Origin of the sequence: Vallitalea longa (genome assembly GCF_027923465.1) — a bacterium.
Taxonomy (GTDB): Bacteria; Bacillota; Clostridia; order Lachnospirales; family Vallitaleaceae; genus Vallitalea; species Vallitalea longa.
Window position 1 is genome coordinate 16,220 of sequence record NZ_BRLB01000001.1, and the last position, 23,319, is coordinate 39,538.

20 protein-coding genes and 1 riboswitch are annotated in these 23,319 nt (G+C 29.9%); of the genes, 2 read left to right on the forward strand and 18 right to left on the reverse strand.

The window, feature by feature from the left end:
- Positions 1-6: 6 nt before the first annotated feature.
- From QMG30_RS00090 to QMG30_RS00110, 5 genes are all read right to left on the reverse strand, one after another.
- The gene (locus QMG30_RS00090) at positions 7-891 is read right to left on the reverse strand and encodes a fumarylacetoacetate hydrolase family protein (protein WP_281810929.1); all 885 of its coding nucleotides are present in this window, start codon (positions 889-891) and stop codon (positions 7-9) included.
- 125 nt (positions 892-1,016) lie between these two features.
- Positions 1,017-1,505: a Fur family transcriptional regulator gene (locus tag QMG30_RS00095; RefSeq protein WP_281810931.1), complete on the reverse strand. Its 489-nt coding sequence runs from the start codon at positions 1,503-1,505 to the stop codon at positions 1,017-1,019.
- 106 nt (positions 1,506-1,611) lie between these two features.
- On the reverse strand, positions 1,612-2,061 hold the full coding sequence (locus QMG30_RS00100; protein ID WP_281810933.1) for a MarR family winged helix-turn-helix transcriptional regulator: 450 nt from the start codon (positions 2,059-2,061) through the stop codon (positions 1,612-1,614).
- 155 nt (positions 2,062-2,216) lie between these two features.
- Positions 2,217-3,602, reverse strand: a complete 1,386-nt coding sequence (locus QMG30_RS00105) for an MFS transporter (RefSeq protein ID WP_281810935.1) — start codon at positions 3,600-3,602, stop codon at positions 2,217-2,219.
- 62 nt (positions 3,603-3,664) lie between these two features.
- On the reverse strand, positions 3,665-5,476 hold the full coding sequence (locus QMG30_RS00110) for a sulfatase (RefSeq protein WP_281810937.1): 1,812 nt from the start codon (positions 5,474-5,476) through the stop codon (positions 3,665-3,667).
- 427 nt (positions 5,477-5,903) lie between these two features.
- Positions 5,904-5,977: riboswitch (Fluoride riboswitch) on the forward strand.
- Positions 5,978-6,103: 126 nt separating this feature from the next.
- Here QMG30_RS00110 and QMG30_RS00115 point away from each other — a divergent pair.
- A complete protein-coding gene (locus QMG30_RS00115; protein WP_281810939.1) occupies positions 6,104-7,288 on the forward strand; it encodes a cation:proton antiporter in 1,185 nt (394 codons plus the stop codon).
- Positions 7,289-7,497: 209 nt separating this feature from the next.
- On the opposite strand, the gene QMG30_RS00120 is transcribed toward QMG30_RS00115, so the two are convergent.
- The 12 genes from QMG30_RS00120 to QMG30_RS00175 form a co-directional block, all read right to left on the reverse strand.
- A complete protein-coding gene (locus QMG30_RS00120) occupies positions 7,498-9,954 on the reverse strand; it encodes a heavy metal translocating P-type ATPase (RefSeq protein WP_281810941.1) in 2,457 nt (818 codons plus the stop codon).
- A 21-nt stretch (positions 9,955-9,975) separates the two neighbouring features.
- A complete protein-coding gene (locus QMG30_RS00125; protein WP_281810943.1) occupies positions 9,976-10,440 on the reverse strand; it encodes a helix-turn-helix domain-containing protein in 465 nt (154 codons plus the stop codon).
- A gap of 288 nt (positions 10,441-10,728) precedes the next feature.
- The gene (locus QMG30_RS00130; RefSeq protein ID WP_281810945.1) at positions 10,729-11,433 is read right to left on the reverse strand and encodes a 2-phosphosulfolactate phosphatase; all 705 of its coding nucleotides are present in this window, start codon (positions 11,431-11,433) and stop codon (positions 10,729-10,731) included.
- 337 nt (positions 11,434-11,770) lie between these two features.
- Complete coding sequence (locus QMG30_RS00135) at positions 11,771-13,903, reverse strand: M56 family metallopeptidase (RefSeq protein ID WP_281810947.1); 2,133 nt, start codon at positions 13,901-13,903, stop codon at positions 11,771-11,773.
- A 20-nt stretch (positions 13,904-13,923) separates the two neighbouring features.
- Positions 13,924-14,310: a BlaI/MecI/CopY family transcriptional regulator gene (locus QMG30_RS00140; protein ID WP_281810949.1), complete on the reverse strand. Its 387-nt coding sequence runs from the start codon at positions 14,308-14,310 to the stop codon at positions 13,924-13,926.
- Between the two features lie 320 nt (positions 14,311-14,630).
- Entirely contained in the window at positions 14,631-15,020 is a 390-nt protein-coding gene (locus tag QMG30_RS00145; RefSeq protein WP_281810951.1) for a BlaI/MecI/CopY family transcriptional regulator, read from the reverse strand.
- A gap of 70 nt (positions 15,021-15,090) precedes the next feature.
- The gene (locus QMG30_RS00150) at positions 15,091-17,223 is read right to left on the reverse strand and encodes a M56 family metallopeptidase (RefSeq protein ID WP_281810953.1); all 2,133 of its coding nucleotides are present in this window, start codon (positions 17,221-17,223) and stop codon (positions 15,091-15,093) included.
- A 313-nt stretch (positions 17,224-17,536) separates the two neighbouring features.
- Positions 17,537-17,722: a hypothetical protein gene (locus tag QMG30_RS00155; protein ID WP_281810955.1), complete on the reverse strand. Its 186-nt coding sequence runs from the start codon at positions 17,720-17,722 to the stop codon at positions 17,537-17,539.
- Positions 17,723-17,825: 103 nt separating this feature from the next.
- Positions 17,826-18,155 (reverse strand): hypothetical protein, encoded by a 330-nt coding sequence (locus tag QMG30_RS00160; RefSeq protein WP_281810957.1) that lies wholly within the window; start codon positions 18,153-18,155, stop codon positions 17,826-17,828.
- Between the two features lie 409 nt (positions 18,156-18,564).
- On the reverse strand, positions 18,565-19,029 hold the full coding sequence (locus tag QMG30_RS00165; protein WP_281810959.1) for a hypothetical protein: 465 nt from the start codon (positions 19,027-19,029) through the stop codon (positions 18,565-18,567).
- 253 nt (positions 19,030-19,282) lie between these two features.
- The gene (locus QMG30_RS00170) at positions 19,283-20,089 is read right to left on the reverse strand and encodes a transglutaminase-like domain-containing protein (protein WP_281810961.1); all 807 of its coding nucleotides are present in this window, start codon (positions 20,087-20,089) and stop codon (positions 19,283-19,285) included.
- 180 nt (positions 20,090-20,269) lie between these two features.
- Positions 20,270-20,464, reverse strand: a complete 195-nt coding sequence (locus QMG30_RS00175) for a Spo0E family sporulation regulatory protein-aspartic acid phosphatase (RefSeq protein ID WP_281810963.1) — start codon at positions 20,462-20,464, stop codon at positions 20,270-20,272.
- Between the two features lie 122 nt (positions 20,465-20,586).
- On the opposite strand from QMG30_RS00175, the gene QMG30_RS00180 reads away from it, so the two are divergent.
- Positions 20,587-20,922, forward strand: a complete 336-nt coding sequence (locus QMG30_RS00180) for a helix-turn-helix domain-containing protein (protein ID WP_281810965.1) — start codon at positions 20,587-20,589, stop codon at positions 20,920-20,922.
- Positions 20,923-21,197: 275 nt separating this feature from the next.
- Here QMG30_RS00180 and QMG30_RS00185 read toward each other — a convergent pair whose 3' ends face one another.
- On the reverse strand, positions 21,198-23,174 hold the full coding sequence (locus QMG30_RS00185) for a methyl-accepting chemotaxis protein (protein WP_281810967.1): 1,977 nt from the start codon (positions 23,172-23,174) through the stop codon (positions 21,198-21,200).
- Positions 23,175-23,319 lie beyond the last annotated feature (145 nt).

Below are 23,319 nucleotides of genomic sequence, written 5' to 3' on the forward strand. Positions count from 1 at the left end.
TAGCTGTTACTGGATATAATTTGTCAAAGTACCTATTTTCTCAATAGTACAATCAATCTTATCCCCTGATTTCAAATATTTGGGTGGATTGAATCCTATACCTACACCTGAAGGAGTTCCTGTTATTATGATATCTCCTGCTTCTAGTTTAATACCTTGTGATAGCTCTGAAATAATATGAGATATATCAAAAATCATATTTTTAGTATTGGACGATTGACGTATTTCATCATTGACTTTACTACTGATATTCAACGCTACTGGATAAGGAATCTCATCTTTAGTAACTATATACGGCCCCATAGGACAGAATGTTTGAAGACTCTTTCCTCTAAACCATTGCTCATGCTTTTTTTGTATATCTCTAGCAGATATATCATTGACAATTGTATAACCGAATATGTATTCTTCTACGTTTTCTGCATCAATATTAATTCCATCTTTACCAATAATCACTGCTAATTCAACTTCATAATCTATTCCATCAGTTACCTTCTCATGTCTTAATATCTTGTCTTCTGGACCTATCGTTTCGTCTGCTCTTTTAGTGAAATAAATTGGATATTTCGGTATTAACTCTTCTTTGTTCTTAACATAATCCTTTATTTCTAATGCGTGTTCTTCATAATTTTTACCTAAGCATATAATATCTTTCTTAGGATGTTTAATCGGGGAACAAATCTTGACATCCTTCAATAATATTGTCTCACCATTATATTTCTTGATTCTGTTATTTATCAAAACTATTTTATCATCATATCTTGATATAAAATCATTCATATCGTTAATTGATTCGTTAATTAAATTTTCCAATGGAATAATTGATAGTTTATCATTATTAAGAATACCGATTGTTCCTTTGCCTCTATATTCATATGTGCATAAATACATGATCTTACCTCCTATAAGAATTCCTTGCATTTATTTTAACATATAATATTATGTGTTCCAATCTTAATATTTAATTTAGAAATTTATCTACTTATATTAAATTAATGATGAATAAGCTAAGTTAATTATATTATTTTGTTAATTATATCTTGTATATAATTTTTTTCACTTAATAATGCTATTCTACATCTATCACAATAACCAAATATCTTTAGTGTATACCCTGTACATTGAAACCCTTCAGTTGCTAATATTTTCTTTTGAAAATCATCTTTCAGTAATTCTGAAACTTCTATAACCTTTCCACACCTTTTACAAATCAAATGATGATGATTCTTTTTTCTTTCAATTCCTAGTTCATATTTGGGAACACTATCTCCGAAATCATGTTTAACTATTATGTCATTCTTTAATAATATTTCAATGGTTCTATAAATTGTAGCCATCCCGATGAGTTTATTCTTGTCTTTTATCATTTCATACAATTCATTTACAGTAAGATGTTTATCCATGTTTTCAATAAATGTACTTAATATGATTTTTCTTTGGGAAGTCAATCTTATGTTTAATTTTTTCATTATATTTTCCATAATACTTTCAACTTCTAATTTCAATACAACCCCTCCATCCTATATTTTTGTGGAATTAATATGTAAAAACAATTAATATCTTTATTATCGCATACACGTATAGTAGGTATACGTTAAATGTAAAAAAAATTTATATATGTCTTTCTGCCATCTTACTAACTTTTTCAATGAAAGTTATTATTGTATCTAATTCATGTTCATTAAGTCCTTCAAGGTATGTATAAATACCTTTATCAGATACCTTATGATATGTTTCATGGCATAGATATGCTTTGTTGCCTTTATCAGTTAATGTCACTAATAACCTTGTATTATTTGATTCATCAACGTATTTTCTAACTAAACCCTTTCTTTCTAATTTTTTTAAAGTTTGTGAAATTGCACCTTTGGTCACTCCAAATTTCCGTGCTATTTCTGACACATGTAAGTTAGCATAATCACCTATCAATTTAATTATGTGTATTTCACTTTTATAGATGTCTACATCCGTTCCATACTTATCAGGATTTTTACCTGAATTAGATATTTTTTCTGTTAATGTCATAAATTTTTCAATCGCTATATTTATATTATCATTCATACTTTTATCGTATACCAACTATACGTTTTTGTCAACTATTAATTATCATTAATATCATATCTTTTTTTATATATTTGATTAACTCAAAACTCATAATATAACAAGAGGCTACTACAATTATAGTAACCTCTATTTTACTAGTAAATTGATATTTATTATGCTAATTCTTTAGCAGATTCATTAATACTATTCCTTCTTTTTTCATTATCAGTTATCATCTTATGATAAAATTCTTTTGTTATAGGATAAAATGACATTGATATGATAGAACATAAATAACCAGCAGCAGGTAATAGAGCTTTTATACCGACTATCGCCTTCAGTGTCTGTTCTGTTTGAGCTACTCCTTCTTCATAACCTACAGCAGCAAGTAAAATACCTACTATAAATCCTCCTAGTGCCATTCCAACTTTATTTATGAATGTCAATTGTGATGATACAGTACCTTCACCACGTTTTCCTGTAACCCATTCACCATACTCTACACAGTCAGCTAGAATAGCCCAACCTACTACACCAGTAAAAGGTGCGAATGCCGCTGCTAATACAGCTTGAAGTAATATCAATTTTATTGATGTGAAAGGTATGAAGAACAATGATGCACTTATAAATAATAAAACTGTACTACTAAACATATATATTTTTTTCTTGCCGAATTTCTTTGACAAAAAAGGAACGAAAAATGTTATAGGTAATCCGATAACTAGAGCAAAAGCACCAACAACAGCAATAAGATCAGGTCTATTAACTGCATATGTAAAATAATATATATTAACAGCGCTTGCTCCAGCATATGCTATCATATCAGTACCGAAAGCTATCATAAGCATCAACAACGCTTTATTATTGACAATCAGTCTTAGTTGTTCTATAAATTTGATATTTTGATTTTTTCTATTAGTTATTGTTTCATGATTATCATATTCTTTTGCACCTGAAGCACATACGAAAAATGAAATAACAATTATTATAGCACATATGATTCCATATATTTTCCAAGCTCTTGCATCTCCTCCAAGAGCATTAGTAATCGGAACAGCCCCAATAGTAATAAATGCACTTCCTACATTACCAAATATTTGTTTTGTAGTTGCTATGACAGTCCTTTGGTCAGGATCTTCGGATAAAACCGGTGTTAATGAATGATATGGTATGTTAACCACTGTAGAAACTATTGAATAAAGTATATAAGTGATATATATATAAATAAGCTTGCCTGTTGAACTTAAATTAGGTGCTGTAAACATCATGATAACTAAAATTCCTAGTACTGGTGCCCCGAAGATAATCCAAGGTCGAAATTTTCCCCATCTGGATTTAGTCCTATCCGCAATCATTCCCATCAATGGATCTGTAACAGCATCTATAATTCTAGCTACTAGAAATAACCCTCCAACAGCTGCTGCATTGATACCTAGAACATCAGTATAAAAAAACATAAGATACATCATAACTAACATAAATGCAACATTAGAACCTATACCCCCAACACCATATTTTAGCACCTCATTAACTCTTGCTCTTTTATAAATTTTATCCATAACAACTTCCTCCTTAAATTTTGTGATTAATTCATCTAGCGGTAACTATTCCATTTAACTAATTATGAAGTTCTTCCTGATAAATCCATAAAATATAATGCCATATCTTTTTGCTCCTGATCAATTGGTAGGTCTGAAACAAAGTTTTTAACTAAATCTTTTGTTATAACATCTTTATCCATTGCTTCTACAGTACTCTTTAATCCCATAACAACGGAATTTCTCATATTTTCCGGTGTAGTATTAAGGAAAGCCATAACTTGATTATAAACCCCATCTTCATAAGTTAACCCTTCTAATCCTTGAATAATCTCAGACTCCTTAATAGTTTTCTTTTGTTGAATTAACATTTTCTTAGTGTATTCTTCATTTTCAGGTATACCCATACGCACATATTGTTCAGATGGTGAATCGTTAAGATGCATTTTTTTTGCTATTTCATTAGTCAACCTTACTTCCACGTCGAAATCTTCAATTTCATTTTTCTGTAAAGGATCATTTTCTAAATCAAATAATTTAGACCCATATTGTGCCGGATTAATAAATCCTTGTCCTGCTTCAATTTTCATTGTTTTGCATCCTTTTGAGAAATCAAAAGAATTAGATAAATTAATATCCTGAAGTTCGGAAGGATCAAACATACATCTCATGTGAGTAGGCATTAGAGTGTATTCATATAGAGGTTTATTAGTTCTATCAACAGGTCCCCTCATATAAATGTATTTCCCATCAGTAATATTGATATGTCCTCCATGATAACCGAACATCGCTGTCTCTCTTATAGGTTCATCTGACAATATGACATCCTTAACTGGTTTACCTTCCATTGTCCTTGGGATTTCCATATTAAAGAATTCCAACAATGTTGGTGCTATATCTATTGTCTGAACTAAAGATTTCCTCCTTGCGTTCTTAATTCCTAATCTAGGATCCCACACGAAAAAAGGAGTATGTGCTATTTCGTTATATGTAGGCATTATGGATTTCGCCCACCAACCATGTTCTCCCAATAAATATCCATGGTCTGTATTTACAATAAGCATAGTATCTTCCCACATATTATGTCTATCCATTATATCAATAACCTTACCTAGATAAAAATCACACATGCTAAGTAATGCAGCATACCTCTTTTTACCATGCAAAACTACTCCATCACTTTCATTAACATGAGAATAAGGAGGCCAATCGAATTCTTCTTCTTCATAATCATCATCTTTATACATATCTCGAAACCTTTGGGATGCAAAAAAAGGTTCATGTGGATCAAATGTCTCTATCTGTAAAAACCAGTTATCTTCCTCAAAATTATTATTTATGAAATCTATTCCTTTTTCAAAGGTAACAGCTTGTGGCATCTTATCTTCTGTATCCATATACTGTCGATTGATAACATCTTGTCTAAACATATTCATACCCGTTTTTTTAACCATCATTTGTGTCATTGTCTCTGACATCTTAAATGGAGTCTTAAGAATAACAGGATCTTTTACCTGACCTTTCCAAGCATCACCTTCCTGACCTCTACTTATTTCCCATGAATTGTATCTCGTATGATATGTACATCCTCCATCTTCCCAATAATGTTGATGGTCAGAAACTAAATGTGTGTATATCCCATTTTTCTTAAGAATCTCTGGCATAGAATCATCAAAAGGTTCCATTGGTCCCCAGCTTCTATGAAGGAAATTATATCTACCTGTATGAAGTTCCCTTCTTGCTGGTATACATGGTAAACTTCCAGCATAATTATTGTCGAATGTCACTGTCTTCTCTCCTAATCTCTGAAAATTAGGAGCCTTAATCCATTCACAACCATAATTAGGTAGCATATGTCTATTTAGAGAATCAAACATAACCATTATTGCTTTCATAATGAACCTCCTTTTGTATACAGTTACTTCCCTAGCAAACCAAAACGTGTGTAATTACTTGAAAACCAGTAATGTAACTGCTTACATTTTTTCTTAATAATTAACCCCTATTGATCTAATAGGGATTATGTAACTGCTTACATTATACTTCATATAATACTTTATGTCAAATTATACTAATACTTTTTTGTTTCACTTCAATTATTATCAGAATTTCGAAATATTCATCTTCATCAAATAGAAACTCATGTAAATATGCTGTTCTTTCAATCAAAACCTCTATTATAAATAGTGGTTTTGATTGAAAGAACCTACTCCTTATAAAATTACTCTTGGCTCAATTTAATCATTTGAATTTCAATTCTTATATTAAATATAAAAGAATATAAATTAGTTATTGCTTATATTAAAATAATATGATAATATATCTTTTGCAGGGAATGAAGTTCTCCCTTAGCAATAGCTAAAACCGCTTATTAAGCTGATGACTTCTGTGATTATATCGCAGAACCATCAGCTTTTTTTAATAAATAGGGGAATTCTGTCTATTATCACAGAGTTATTCTATTATTATATAAGTTTGCTGACAGCAGACTTTTGTTGTGTTCTGCCAAAGGAGGATAAAGAATGTTATTTAGTTTAGCTTTAATTTTGATCTTAGGATTCATATTGAGTGGAATTCTTAACAAACTCAATATTCCCGGTCTATTGGGTATGATATTAACTGGTATCATACTAGGCCCTTTTGTACTTAACCTTATATCACCAGACATACTTAATATATCTTCAGACCTTAGAGAAATCGCATTAATAGTTATATTGATTAGAGCTGGATTATCTCTTAATATAAGAGATCTGAAAAAAGTTGGAAGACAAGCCATACTTATGTGTTTTATCCCTGCAACTTTTGAACTCACAGCCGTGGTAATACTTGCACCGATATTCTTTAACATCAGTTATGTGGAAGCAGCTATAATGGGTACTGTTCTAGCGGCTGTATCACCTGCTGTAGTAGTTCCACGAATGATTAATCTTATGGAACGAGGATATGGTAACAACAAGAGTATACCACAATTAATAATGGCAGCGTCATCTGTTGATGACATCTACGTAATAATATTGTTTACAGCTTTCCTAGGTATGTATCAGGGAGAAGGCTTCAATACAACCAGCTTGATTTCTGTACCGTTATCAATAATATTCGGATTGCTTCTTGGTATCATTACAGGTATTATCCTTATTTGGGTAGTTAAGAAAATCCATATGAGAGATACGATAAAAGTATTGATAATACTCAGTATTTCATTTTTATTTATAACCCTAGAAAACTTTGTGAAACCATATGGTATTCCTATTTCTGGTCTATTGGCTGTTATGGCTCTTGGTGGAACTTTATCCGAATCATATAATGTTCTTTCAAGAAGATTGATGACTAAATTTTCTAAAATATGGGTAGGAGCAGAAATAATGCTGTTTGTATTGGTTGGTGCCGCTGTAGATATCAGATATCTGGCAGGAGCTGGTTTGATATCTATCCTATTGGTTTTATGTGCATTGGTATTTAGGATATTAGGTGTCAATATATGTCTATTGAAATCTAAGTTGAATAATAAAGAAAGGCTGTTCTGTTCCATAGCATATCTACCAAAAGCTACTGTACAAGCTGCAATTGGTGCAATACCTTTATCTGCTGGTGTAGAATCTGGAAATACAATTCTTACAGTTGCAGTTCTAGCCATAATGATAACTGCTCCTATAGGAGCAATGGGTATTGATTTCACTCATAAAAAGCTTCTGAAACATACAACCTGATAAATAATATGATAGCTTAGCATAAAAAAGAAGTACCCCATGAAATATAATTAGGTACTTCTTTTTTATGCTACTAGACATGAACCATTTTTACTCTTCTCCACTTCAACATTCTATGCATTTACAATAATTAAAATACTATGCAGAATGATAATATAACCTACGCCACTTAACTATCTGCATAAATTAAAGGTTGAAAGTTGGGTGAATTATATATCATATAATTTTACATTTCTGAGTCTAAGAGCATTAGTAACTACTGAAACGGAACTTAGAGACATTGCTGCTGCAGCAATCATAGGATTTAGCAACGGACCATCAAATAAAGTAAGAATACCAGCCGCTACAGGGATTCCAAGTGTATTATATCCGAACGCCCAGAATAAATTCTCTTTGATGTTCCTAATAGTCTTTTTACTAAGTTCTATAGCCTTAATTACATCAACTATACTATCTTTCATCAATACAATATCTGCAGATTCCATGGCAACATCTGTACCAGAACCAATGGCTAATCCAATATCTGCCTGTGCCAATGCAGGGGCATCATTGATTCCATCTCCAACCATGGCCACTCTATAACCTTTATCTTGAAGAGTTTTTACTTCTCTCGACTTATCTTCTGGCAAAACTTCTGCAATAACCATATCAATACCTACTTGTTCTGCAATGGCTTCTGCGGTTTTTTGATGATCACCAGTTATCATGGCAACTTTTATACCCATATCCCTAAGATGTTTTATGGCTTTCTTACTATCTTTTTTTACTGTATCTGCTACTGCAACTATACCTGTGTAATTACCATCAATTGCGATAAACATAGGTGTCTTACCCTGTGAAGCCAATTCTTGACTTTTCTCGATATCATAATTTTCTATATTAAACTGATTCATCATTTTTTCATTGCCCAGAAGTAACTCTTTACCTTCTATATTAGCCTTTATACCTTGTCCAGAGATTGATGCGAAGTCTGAAATGCTACTATTAAGATCAATTCCATCTTCCGTTGCTTTATTGACTATTGCCTCTCCTAGTGGATGCTCCGAACCTTTTTCAGCAGATGCAATGAGTTTCAGAATCTCTCTTTCATCATGTTCATTTATCACAAGGTCAGTAACTTCTGGTTTCCCTTCTGTAATTGTACCTGTTTTATCAAAGACTATCGTATCAATCTTATGTGCTGTTTCCAATGCCACTCCACTTTTTATGAGCACACCTTCATCCGCACCTTTACCTGTTCCAACCATGATAGCTGTTGGTGTAGCAAGTCCTAATGCACAAGGACAAGCAATGACCAATACAGAGATGAATACCTTAAGAGTAACTTCTAGATTACTAGATGATATATACCATATTGCTGCTGATACAAGAGCTATGATAATGACAATAGGCACGAAATATCCAGAAATGATGTCCGCTAATTTGGCTATAGGTGCTTTTGAACTCTGTGCTTGTTCTACCAATTTAATAATCTTGGCTAGGGCTGTTTCAGCTCCTACCTTTGTTGTCTTAACTTTCAGCAAGCCATTTTTATTGATACTTGCACCGACAACCTTAGTTCCTACAGTTTTTTCTACAGGCATACTCTCTCCACTTATCATTGATTCGTCTACTGAACTTTTTCCTTCTATAACTTTACCGTCTACAGGAACACTTTCTCCTGGTTTCACTAATACTATATCTCCTATTTCTACTTCATCAATAGGCATTTTTATTTCTTCTTCCCCATGAAGTACTACTGCTTCTTTCGGTCTGAGTCCAATGAGTTTCTTAATAGCTTGTGACGCTTTTCCCTTAGAACGGTGTTCCAGTGATTTCCCTAACATGATCAACGCTATAATGGTTCCTGCTGATTCGATATAGAGATCATGAACATAATGTACTTGTCCTCTACCTATCTGATAGGTGGCTACTATACCATATATTATCGCAGCTGAAGTACCTACTGCGATAAGAGAATCCATGTTGGGATGTCCGGTAAAAAGAGATTTGAATCCTCTTGTATAGAAATATCGTCCAACTATTACGATAGGAGTCAATAGAACGAATTGTGCTATAGCGAAATTAAGAGGTTCTACATCAGGGTTGATAAAAGAAGGTATAGGCAGACCCATCATATGACCCATTGAAATATATAGTAGTGGGATGACAAAACCTATAGCTATCTTTAATCTGAACCACATTTTCTTCTGTTTTCTATCCTCAGTATCATCACCTTCATTAATGCTTCCTTTTTCTATTTCATGAGGTGTGAATCCTGCTTTTATAATAGCTTTTTTGATTTCTGATAACCTGACTTCTTTTACATCATATCTTACATAGGCTTTATTGGTTAAAACATTTATAGATATTTCCAATATACCTTCTAACTTATTTATTTCCTTTTCGATCGCTGATGCACAAGCCGCACAGTGCATACCTTCTATAGGTATAGTTACACTCTTTTCTTCATAATCATCTGAAGGAGTAAAACCTGCTTTTTTAACAGTATTGAATATAGTTTCTTTTGTCACAACATCACTATCATATTCTATCAGCATTTTTTTGGTGTTGATGTTAACACTTACTGATGATACTCCTTTTAATTTTCTAGTTACACGTTCTACTGTTGATGAACACGCTGCACAATTCATACCATCAATATTATAAGTAGTTTTTACTAACATTGATATTACCTCCTATCATTATTATTTTTCAAATTTCTTGAGACGTTTTGCCACCTCTTCCAAGAAAGTGGCATTACCCCACAATACAAATCTGGCTCTTTTTTCTGTTGAATCATAAATATAATTGAATTTATATTGGTCTTGTCCTTCCATGGACATGATTACATCCGTTATTTCATGAGCAATGGGTTTGGCCTCTTCTTGTTCATTCACATAATAATCGACTATGCTACACACTTGTAGTTTGTCTTCTGTTGTCCTATTTTGTCCATCCATAAAAACACAAAAATCATCTTGACTCACATTAGAGGAACAATGGCATTTTGAATCTTCATAGTATTTATTAAGAGCACTTTCATATATTCTCCACTGTCCTCCTACCTTTAATGCCTGTATTTTCCCACTATATATATATCTTCTTATAGTCTTGGTATGAACTTCAAGTTTCATTGCAACTTCATCTATAGTATAATATTTTTCTTCCATTAGCATCACCTTCCTAATGTTTAATGATTACATTATATCATATTGATAATCATTTTCAAGCACAAATGTATAGTTTTGTCCATTTTTGTTCATTTTGTATATAGAACATATTGTCGTTTATCCCAAAAAAACACATATTCAAATTATCGAATACATGTTTTTTATTAGTTTATACTATTTTATTTTTTTCTATCCAGATTTATTGGTTATTAACTTTTACACTTCAATATTCTATGTAAATATAAGATTAGAAATAAGCTTTATAGAATAAATATAGGTATTTTATTTTTATCTTATCGTTCTTTTTATTTTCACCATTTGAAACATATCTTTATCTATCTTCTCAGCTTTTATTATGAAATCGAATCTATTACAATCAAGGCAAAAATGGAAATCTTGTCTAGGTTGGCTATCTTGTGCATTGTCGTCGTTAAATCTTTCTCCACCATTATTGATAAGTTTTGCTTTCAATGTGCTTAGGTCGAATTCTTCATTCAATAATAAGCTTTTTATATACATTGCACAGAGAACATCTTCTCTTGCTTCACAGACTCCGTTATTACCCATAGCGACAAGTGATACGACACTAGGTTTCTTACTTGAAATATAATCAGCTATTGCCTTGGCATTAACAAAACTTCCAGTAATTATTTCTGACGCACCTACCGCATTGACAATACCTTTTGTACCTGCACTAGTAGTATGAACTACTGTACTACCACTTAGATTATCTCCTTGATTGATATAATAAGGTGAATTACCATATTCAAATCCATCAAGCAGCAATCCATTTCTTTCTCCTACCAATATGTAATCGGGATTTTCTTCTTTCAGTATAAATGCTTTCTGGGTAGTTCCTACAGCATATATATCATTTACTCCTTTATCATATAGATAACATTCTACACTGAAAGCCCTAAATACATCAATAATTACTGTAAGCCCTTCTGCTTGTTTAGCTCCTTCTATATAGTTGAGTATTCTTATGTCCATTTTTCATCCACTCCTGTCTATTAAATCCAATGAAAACGACTTCTGATAACAACTATAATTATAACACTAATTGCAATCTATTACCTAATTTAATAGAAAAAAGGTGAGATTGAATAATCCCACCTTTTTGGTCCATCATAGTAAATCTTACATTATCTATTTCATTATTTCATCATAGCTCTTTGAAGCCATAATATGACTGATTATCTCATCAATATTGTCTATATTATCACAATCATTACTACTTACACTATAATAGATAAACTATCTACAAATGTAATCCTATTGAGTAATATAAACTAGTAATCATATTAGTCTTAATGATTACTTATTGAATCTATTTTTCATCTTGAATAATCTCATCAAAACTCTTGGAATCCATAAGATGCTTCATTACATTCTCAATATCTATTGAGACTTCTTTACCTTCTGGTACATAATAGCCAATTGAATAGTATATATCATTGTCATACCAAGTATAATCAATGTTCTTATCTGGTTCTGTCTGTCCTTCTTCTAGCTCATATGAATCAATTTCTTTTAAGACTTTTCGCCCGTTTATATTTTCCCATTTTCCTTCCATCTTATCAAACCAAGGTTTTTCAGCATCAGCCATTTCAAATTTACCATATTTAACAAATTGATCATAATAATATGGTGCTACAGGTCTTTGGTCTATATTAAAGTCACCTGAACAATTGTATGATATATATTTCATATCTTCATCATAAGTTATATTACTATAGTCACCAAAGTAAGTATCCATAGGTAATTTGAAATCGAATCCTATCATATCTCTAGCTTTTTTCATATCTTTTAAGTTATATATATATTTTACAGCATCTGAATCTACAAATTTATCTGTCTCAATTTCTTCTGGGCTTTTTAATGATTTAATCATTTTTTCAACTTCTGAAAGTGGTAATTCACCATGAACTTCATTACTGTCTTTATATATTTTTTTATACTCTATTACATAGTTAATACCATCTTTTTTGAAAACGAAATTTTTGTATATATAAGGACCAGAAGTGGTTATTACTTCTCCTTTTATTCCACCTATAATCTTAGATTGTTTATCAACTATTGTATCTTTTTTAGCTAGAAATTCCTCAGGATCTGTTGGTGAAATGTTAACTACGAACCAGAATCCTTTACCATTATTGCGATTACTATAATGTAATTTCACTTTATTCTCTTGTGGCATGAAAGCATAACTACATAATCTATAATCATCTTGAGGAATATATTCTGGTATCATAATATTGAAATCAACATCTTCTAGAAGTCTATCTAAACTAGTATATGTTTTATAACCTGTTGTATTTAGAATATTTTCTATCAAATCCTTACCATCTTCATTAACATATTTTAATTGTGGGTCTTGTTGTTTAGCCTTTACTGGGTTAGTAAAAACCACTCCCCCAAATAATAATGCTGCTGATAAGGTTGCTGCTGTGAATTTATATGTATTTTCCTTGAATTTACTAATCATCGTAATTCTCCTCTCTAATTGTTTCTTGGAATTGCTGAAATAACAAGCTAATCCCAACTGTTTATTTCCTGTTATTATTATTCGTGCTACCGCTAACATACTTTTACCATAAGATACTGCGTTGTCTTCACCTAGTTTATCAAGAACGTAAGAATCACAAGCCAATTCAATGTCTGACCTTATTATACTGCTCATTTTCCATATTAGTGGATTAAACCAGTTAATAGATATAGCAATAATACTTAAGATATTATATATTGAGTCTTTTCTCTTATAATGAGCTACTTCATGCATTATGATATGTTCCAGATCTTCTGTTTCTATTTTGATAAGCTGTTCAGGTATATATATTCTTGGTGTAAAGAAACCTATTATGAATGGACTTTTGAATCTGTTTTCCATATATAACTTTACATCTCTCTTAACCCCTAATGTTGTTTTACACTTATCAACTATGTTCAATACATTATTATTATCTATTTCCATGCATAATTTTAATCTATTATTGAATCTCCATTGTAATATACAAGCACCAATCAAAATTATCAAGAATCCTGATAACCATATGACTGATAGTATATCTTTCATACTAATGGCAACATTTCTTGTACCTACATTATCATTAGCATCATATGTATTTTCTTCCAGTTCTTTGTTATAATCAGAATGTGTGTGTTTTTCTATACTATATCTTGGATTTTGTTGTGATTCTATACTTTCAGGAATTATTGTCAAACTCTCTGATATAGTATTTTCAGTATTAAATTGTGGCAAAAGATTAAATATGCTTATGGAACTCTCGGGAACTATTACCAAGCAGAATTTTAATATTATTACGCTCAATAGAACCTGATTAAGTCTCATGTTGATTTTTGATTTAAAGAAATATCTTATCAGTAGTAATATTAGTGCTATTAAGGTTGATGTAAAAGAAGTAAATAATACATTTTCAAAAATCTTATTTATAATACTCATAAACTATTACTCCTTTAATATTATTTACCACTATTTCTTTTCTTTTGTTCTAAAACCTTTTGAAGCCTATCAATATCTTCTACTGCTAAATCTTCTTGATCTATAAAGTTATAGACTAATTTATCCACTGCACCATCATATAAATTCTTAAGGAAACTTTTATTTGCCGATTTTACATATTCACTCTTAGTGATAATTGGATAATACAAATAATTGCGTCCCAGTCTGCTGTATGATACAGCCTTTTTATTAACCAGCCTAGTTATATAGGTCTTTATAGTCTGCGGATTCCTCTTTTTGTTTGCCAAACTACAAATTATTTCCTCTGAAGTGATGGGATTTTCATTCCATATGATTTTCATAACTTCTAGTTCTGCATTTGATATATTCGGAATATTCTTTTTCATAAAAATTCCTCCTTGAGTTTCAATCTACACGTGTAAATCTAATATAAGTTTACACTTGTAGATATTAAATGTCAAGGATTTTTTTTATTTTTTGTAACTTTATTCTATATAACATTAATGGGATATAATTCTTACACAAGACGGTATTTATCCGTTAAGAAAGTTGGGATGTAATGGACAGTTGGTAATCTTTCTGTTATGGTATTCTCCACTTTATATTGTGTTGATAAATTCAGTATGCTTATAGGGCTTTCAGGAACTATAAGCATACTCATTTATCATTTTAAGAATATCCATAGCTATTACTCCTTTGACAATAATTATTTCTTGCTATCTTTTTTCTTATTGTCCAAAATCTCTTGGAGCCTGTCAATGTCTTCTTCTGATAAATCTTCTTCTTCAATGAAATTGCACACTAATCTACCCACAGCTCCATCATACATTTTCTGTAGAAAAGTTCTATTCTCAGCTTTTACATATTCATTCTGTGATGTAATAGGATAATATAAGTAATTACGCCCTTCTCGGTTATAGGAAACAGCTTTTTTCTTGACTAATCTGGTTATGAAAGTCTTAATAGTCTGTGGACTCCACTTCATTCTATCTGCCAAACTATTAATTATTTCATCAGATGTAATGGGGTTTTTCTTCCATATTAACTTCATTACTTCCAATTCAGAATCTGATATACTAGGAATATTCTTTTTCATTATATTTCCTCCTTGTTTAAGATTTACACGCTAGATTCATTTATTATTACTATTGAAAATCGTTAACCAATTAATTTTTTGTTATTTCATCAAAACTCTTGGATTCCATAACGCTCTTAACTATTTTTTCCATTTCTGCATCTTCCATATCTACATTAATATCTTTTGATGGAAATGAAACAAATGTTACAGTATAGTATACATCATTTTCTTCCCAAGTATAGTATATATACTTATTGGCAATTTTAATATTAGTATTTTGCTCTTTTATTTTGTCTTTTCTTACTACTTTAAGGACCTTTGTATTGTTGATATATTGGAAGTTTCTTTCTTTAGTATATTCTCTCGCATTTTCTCCTGTACCAATTTTACCACTTGTATCAGTATCTGTGTATAGAAAAGCTGGTTTTTCTTTTATTATTGACAAATCAAATTTACTACTATAGAAATTAATGGATTTTTCATTATATGATATTGAACTATATTGTTTATTGATTGGTAATCTAAAATCAGTTCCAAACTCTTTTCTAGCATCTTTCATATCTTTTAAATCATATACATGTGTTTTATTAGAAGGAACTTGATAAGCTTCTATATTAATATTCTCTACATAATCAAGTGATTCTATCATTCTAGCAACTTCTGACACAGGTAAATCACCCATATCTCTATAGTCTGAAGATGTATATAAATAACTTATATCATAATATAGACCATCTTTTTGGAATATGAAATGCTTACCTAACATTACTGAGTCAATATCAATAATTATTTCTTGTCCATTCATACCTCCAATAGACATTTCTTTCCTTTTTATTATTGATGGATTGGTATTTCTTTTTTTGTCAATTAACGAATCTGTAGGATCTGTTTTAGATATATTAATATCAAAGTAGATGCACTCACCTTTTGTATTAGTGAAAAATAGGTCAACTTCATCGTCTGCTTTACAATAAGTAAGCATTCCTAACTTATAATCATCTGGTAGATCATTAGGTAACATTAATCTAAAGTCTATACTTTCTGCGAGCCTATCTACATTGAAATATTCACTATTAGAATTCTCTACAATACTCTCTTTTTCATTTATGTCATTGACATATTTTATCTGTGTTTCATCTGTTTTTGCTTTGACAGGGTTGGTAAAAACCAATCCTCCAACTAATAGAGCTGCTGACAAGGATACTGCTGTGAATTTATATGTATTTTTCTTGAATTTACTAATCATTTTTATTCTCCTCTGTAACTGTTTCTTGGAATTACCAAAATAACATGCTAATCCGAACTGTTTATTTCCCCTTATTATTAGACGTGCTACCGCTAACATACTTCTACCATAAGATACTGCCTTGTCTTCACCTAACTTATCTAGAACGTAAGAATCACAAGCTAATTCAATATCTAATCTTATTATACTGCTCATCTTCCACGTTATTGGATTAAACCAATTGATAGCTATAGCAATAACACTTAAGATATTGTATATTGAATCTTTTCTCTTATAATGAGCTAATTCATGCATTATTATGTGTTCCAGATCGTCTGCTTCTAATTTGATGAGCTGTTTTGGTATATATATCCTTGGTGCGAAGAAACCTATTATGAATGGACTTTTGAATCTGTCTTCCATATATATCTTCACATCAGTTTTAACCCCTAATGTCCTTTTACACTTATCAACTATGTTCAACACAAAAGTATCATCTAGTTCCTTGCATAATCTTAATCTATTGTTAAATCTCCCCTGTAATGTGAATGCTCCTATTAAGATTATCAAGAATCCTGATAACCATATGATTGATATTATATCCTTCATACTGACACTTATATGTATTGTATCAACATTATCATTAGCTCCATATAGACGTTCGTCCAAATTTTTGTTATAATTAGTTTGTGTGATTTTTTCTATACTATAATTTGGGGTTTGTTGTGATTCTATACTTTCATGTGTAGTTGACAAACTCTCTGATATAGTATTTTTCGTATTAAGTTGTGGCAAAAGATTAAATATGCTTATAGAACTTTCAGGCACTATGACCATGCAGAATTTTAATATTATGATGGTTAATAGAACTTGATTGAGTTTCATATTTATTTTTGCTTTTAGTAAATATCTTATCAATAGTATTATTAGTGTTATTATGCTTGATGTAAAAGTAGTAAATAATACATTCTCAAAAACATTATTAAGAATATCCATTTATATTACTCCTTATTAGTTGCCACTATGCTATTTTTATCTAGAATCCCCTTGAATCTTACTATAACCTTCTTATAATGAATCTTTCAATGACTTGTTTTGTAATGAATGTTTCAAATCTACGCGTGTAAATCCATTTACTAGTTTACACTCGTAGATCTATAATGTCAAGAGTTTTTTATAAAATAGATAAACCTAATCATAACTACCATTTTTTCAATATTTTATGACTTTTATTATTTATTCTATTTCATAATTTCATCAAAACTCTTAGAATCTATAATGTTTTCAACTGTTTATCAAAAAAAGAGAATTAATTCTCATTATTAAGTGTTTTTTCATAAGATGCTTTAATATTTTGTACATCATCTAGTGATTCTATCATCTTAGTGAGTTCTGATTCAGTTAACTCACCTGTAACATTACCATCTGCATCCATACTCTTATAATCTATATCATAATACATATCATCTTTTTGAAATACGAAATGTTTAGACAAAATTTTCTTGTCTATATCAACAGTTATTTCTTGACCATCAATACTTGCGATACTCGTTTTTTCTTTTCTGTAATTGATGGATTGGTATTATAATTTTCGTCAACTAAATATACATTAGGGTCTGTTTGGGATACAATAAATTAACTGAACTCTTATCTTTGTTATAAGTAAACAGTTCCAATTTATAATCTTCTGGTAAATATGTAGGTAACATTAATTTGAAATCTACATCTTTTGCAAGTTTATCAACCTGTGACATATAATACTTATAATTTTCATCTTGTGATTCATTCATGTCATTGACATATTCTAACTGTGTCTCATTTGTTTTCGCGTTTACATGATTGCTTAAAATCAATCCACCAAATAATAAAGTAGCTGATAGTGATACTGCTGTTATCTTACATGCATTTTTCTTGAATTTGTTAATCATATTTATTCACCTCTAAAATCCTTCCTAGAATTACTAAAATAGCTAATTCAATCAATGTCCAATTTCATAATATCGGGTCATATTTCAATTAGTGAAATATCATATTAATCTCTGTAGCAATGCTACTTAAGATATTATATCTTGTGTGTTGTGTAATTTTTTCCATACTATAACTTTGAGTTTCTTGTGATACTATACTTTCATTAAAATTCTCCCACCATCAAATCTACAGGTGTAAATCTGTTTATCGGTTTACACCTGTAGATTAAAAATGTCAAGAGTTTTTCATTTTTTAAATTCTATTTTAGTAATTTATTGAATGCCGTTAATTGAAAGATAATAAGTCTTTGCAGGATTAAACGAATATTTTAATTGTATCCTATAGCTTCTCAATAATTCTTGATATTTTCTAAAATACATCAATTTGCTTAGAACTCTCATTCGCTACCTCAACTAATGGTCCCTTGACCAAACAATCAAATGCAATATTACTACCACGAACAATTAGTAGTTTATCATCTATACTCAAATCAAAATGGTTCTTGATATCCTCTGTCAATACAATATGTTTTTCATCAATCATTTCTATATGACAATAACTTTTGCCTTTATATGATATAATTTTACCTAATGATTCTTCTGTCTCCAATTCTGGATTATTTTCAATTATTCTTGATAACTTAGAATTTTTTAGAGTTTCTATCCCAGTTATACAAAAACCTCCTGAAATTTTACTGCTTGTAAATAAAATAAGACCTGATTGTTCTATCAATTTATATTCTTCTACAGTTTCTTTTGGAAAACAGAACTTATTATCATCTTTGATGACAGACCAACCGAATACAAATTTTCCTTGATGCCTAAGTTGTGGCATATTCTCAACTCCTCATTATCATTCTTTTTAGATTATTTATAGCCTATTCCCTCATTTTCTCAATCAACGCTATCTGTGCTTCAAGTCCTTGTTTATATATCACTAATAAATCAAGCCTAGCTTTTAATAAACAATTAACTTCGTCTCTATCAATAGTTGTTATAAAAAAAACTGCAATCGAAAAAGGAATAGGGTCATATCCAAATTTCGAATTGTTGCGTAGACCGTTGAATTAGCGGTTTTAATTATTTTATTATGGCTTCTTCCAAAATTCATTTGCACACGAAACATAATGCTCTTCAATAGTGTAATTATCTTTTTGGGTATATATTATTTTATCTTTGTTAAAATAATCCATTGGATTAAGGAAGTAACGAATTTTATCAGTATTATTTGACTCAAAATTGAATTCATAATTACTATAACAATCTAGTTGAAATAAATTCTTTGTCATATATTTAAAATAATCTTTCTTAGTAACTAACTCTCCATCATAATATGCTTCATTAATTGTTATTTCTTTATCTTCAATTATAGCTTGACCCAATTCCTGAAGACTTAGTAATTCATTATTCTCTTTGCAGTAAATTCCCATACTTGCATCTAAAAATACCCATTTATCAAGGTCATATGAATAAATTACATTAACCACATGACAATCTGTAAAATCAAAGCCTATAGGTCTACATGTTATATACCTAGATTTAAACCCCATGGATAGAAATACTTCATTCATAGCTATAGAAATCAATCTGCAATTAACCCCTTCTTCATCATTTATACACTGTTTTAGGATATCAATTGCATTTCGATCACCTTTCGGATATATAGACCCATCATGAATAGTATTCTTATTAAACCAATTAAATAAATTTAAAATACGTGATACTTCATTTCCATCTCCTGCAACTTCCATAAGGTTATATTTATTCCTTAATTTTCTCAAATTAATATCATTACATGATTGATAATTAAAGTCCATCTTTTCTTTTTTCTCTGGACTATAGTCTCTAAATTTTTTTAACAAATATAGATATTCTTCGTAATATTTTTCATGCATTAACATTTCCCCCTACCTTCTAAACATATTAAATAAGTAATTTTTTATATAGTCATCTAATGTTCTATAAAATATCAATGTGTTATTATTAGATAATTATATATCTTTATTTTACTATGGGGTTTAATTCATGTCAAAAAAATGCTTTAAATATAGAATATTAAGAAAATAGATAGGAATTTATACTTTTTTAATATTTACCTGTTTACTCTTATCTACTCCTTTCTCAACTTCCAATATGTACTCATCTAGCTCATTACTTATTTTAACTATTTTTTCCTTAAATAAATTATTCTCACATATGTTGTCATCAAAAATTTTACATAACCTATTAACTTTAACTTTTAAATCAGTTTTTCCATTTATTTTATACATCATATCACCTCTTATGACTTATTTTATATCTTTAGTGACATTTTTGCAACAAAAGGCTATTATATTTTTAGACTTTTATAGATAAAATTCTATTACAGGCTAATAATATAGAAGAGGTGTTTGTGTTGAACAAAGAAAATCTATCAGAAACAATAGGCCATCGCATAATGATCAGAAGAAAGCAACTAGGCTATACACAGGAACAAGCAGCAGAAAAATCCAACCTTAGCCACCAATTTTTTTCAACTGTCGAGACAGGAAAAAAGAATCTTAGAGCAGAAAGTATCATAAAAGTTTCTAATGCACTAAATGTTAGTACAGATTATTTGTTGTTAGGCACTACTAATAAAAAAGACTTTGATAATATTTCTAATATTATTTCTGAACTAAATGGAAAAGAATTGCATTGCTTGGAAGAGATAATAAAAAATTATATTATTGCGTTGGGATATAAATAAATATTTCAATATAATAAGAACCTATCTATTCGCTTTTCTTATAGTATAAAATTCTTCAATATCATACTTAAGAAATTTAGTGATAGGTTCTTTTTATTATTTATAGGAAATAATCACTTTAATAAAAGCTAACTATTTAAAACAATATAAATTAATGCTTATGGTTCATTAAAATAAAAAACCCTAATTCTATTATTTGAGTAAAATTAGGGATAAATCCATTTTTAAAATTTACATATTTATGTATAACTATTAAATAATAATATTTGAGCTTATCATAATTGAAACTTTTCTATTAGTTGTTCCATTGTAGTTGCAATGTCAGCCAATTTTTCTGTGGACCTAGATATTTCTTCCATAGAAGCAGTTTGTTCTTCAACAGAAGCACTTACTTCTTCAGTCGACGCAGCTGATTCTTGGGTGACACCATTTATTTCCTCAACAAATGAAAATGCTTTTTCTTTATTTTCACTTATTTGAACTAATGATTCATTAAGCTTCCTAAATAATTCGATTGTTTTTTTAGTAGAATTCTCAATCACATCATATGTTGAAATAGTTTCATCTAAGTAATTATCAACATTATTAACGATTTCACCTGCTTTAGCCATATTATTATTGGTAACTACAATTTCTTTAGTCATTTTGTTTAATATATCTGATATATCTTCTGTCGCTTCTTTTGTATCATCCGCCAATTTACTTATCTGTTCTGCTACAACTGCAAAGCCCTTACCAGCATCACCTGCTCTTGCAGCTTCAATAGTAGCATTAAGAGCTAATAGATTAGTTTGATTAGCTACATTGGATATGGTTATCAATATGTTTTCTATTAACTTAGATTGTTCTGCTAACTCTTCTGTATTACTATTCACTTTGTTAGCCACATCCATATTCAAGACATATTCTTCTTTTAATTTTTCTATCACTTTTCTACCTTGTATGTTAACTTCCTTTACCTTGCTGGTTCCACTATTGACTGTAATAGATAATTGTTGGGACTCTGCAATTAAATCACCTAATTCAGATAATTCCTTAACAACATTATCTGATTTTCTAGCTTGAATAGTAGCGCCATCTGCAATTACTTCTACTGCTTTTGCTATTTCCTCTGCCGTAGAAGCATTTTCACCTATTGTATTAGACAATTTTTTTGAAGAATCCTTGAGTTGTATTGAATAATTTGAAATATCATTTAGTATTCTCTTGACATTATTAGTTATTATTTCAAATGCTTTTCCTAACTCACCTATTTCATCATTTCTTTTCATTATCTTATCAGGTACACTAACTGTTAAATCCAATTTTGATAATGAAATTGCATGTTTAGTTGCAAGGGCAATAGGTTTTGAAAACAAATTTCCTATAAAATATATGATTACTACTCCTATTAATAATGAAATTACAATTAAACATATTAAATTATTTCTTAATTTTGTTACATCAGACAATGAATCACTTTTAAGAGAATTAATAGCTATACTCCAACCAGTATCACCTATGGGGTGATATCCGCAGTAGTATGTTTTGCCTTCAAAATTGTATTCATCTGTACCTATTTCTCCTTGCACCATTTTACTAATTACGGCTGTCAAGTCACTTTCTTCATTACTTAATACACGATCTTGATTTGATACAATATCAATATTATTACTAGCCATGATATTTCCATTTTGATTCACCACATAAGCTACACCGTTTGCATTACTCATAATATTATTTATTGAATTATTAAGATACTCCGGTTTTAGAAAACCAACTATAATCCCATCTATATCATTATTTTTTATTGGTGATGACACAAAATATTCCATACTATCCATAATGTCACTATCTCTCAATTCACTGAAATATGTATTTTCTTTCATAGCTTCCTTAAAGTATTCTCTATCACTTACATCTGCTGTTTCACCATTAGTAAAATGTGCAGTCCCATTTTTATCTACAATAAACATACCTGAAAATATAGGATTTCCCTTTACTTCTTTTTCAATAGCATCTTTTTGTACTTTCCAATCTAAAGACTTAATTACATTTCTTTTGGCTATACCATCCATTATAGCTTTTGCAATATTAATTTCTGATTCAATATATCTACTATAACCTTGAGCTAGTTCTATTAATTCATTGTCAACTGTACCTTTTAATGCATTAATTGATGATACAGAGGCTAATACTCCAATACCACCACTAATTATTACTATTATTATAGTAAAATATGTCATTAATTTAAATTTTATACTTTTAAGCATATTTATTCCTCCCTGTATATCTCTGTTATTAATAGTTACTTTTAAGTATATAAAAATGTAAATTTATGAATTAAAATTAATCACTTTATGTCATAATTAATATTGCCTATATATTGTGTAATTGCAATATATTAATATTATTGGT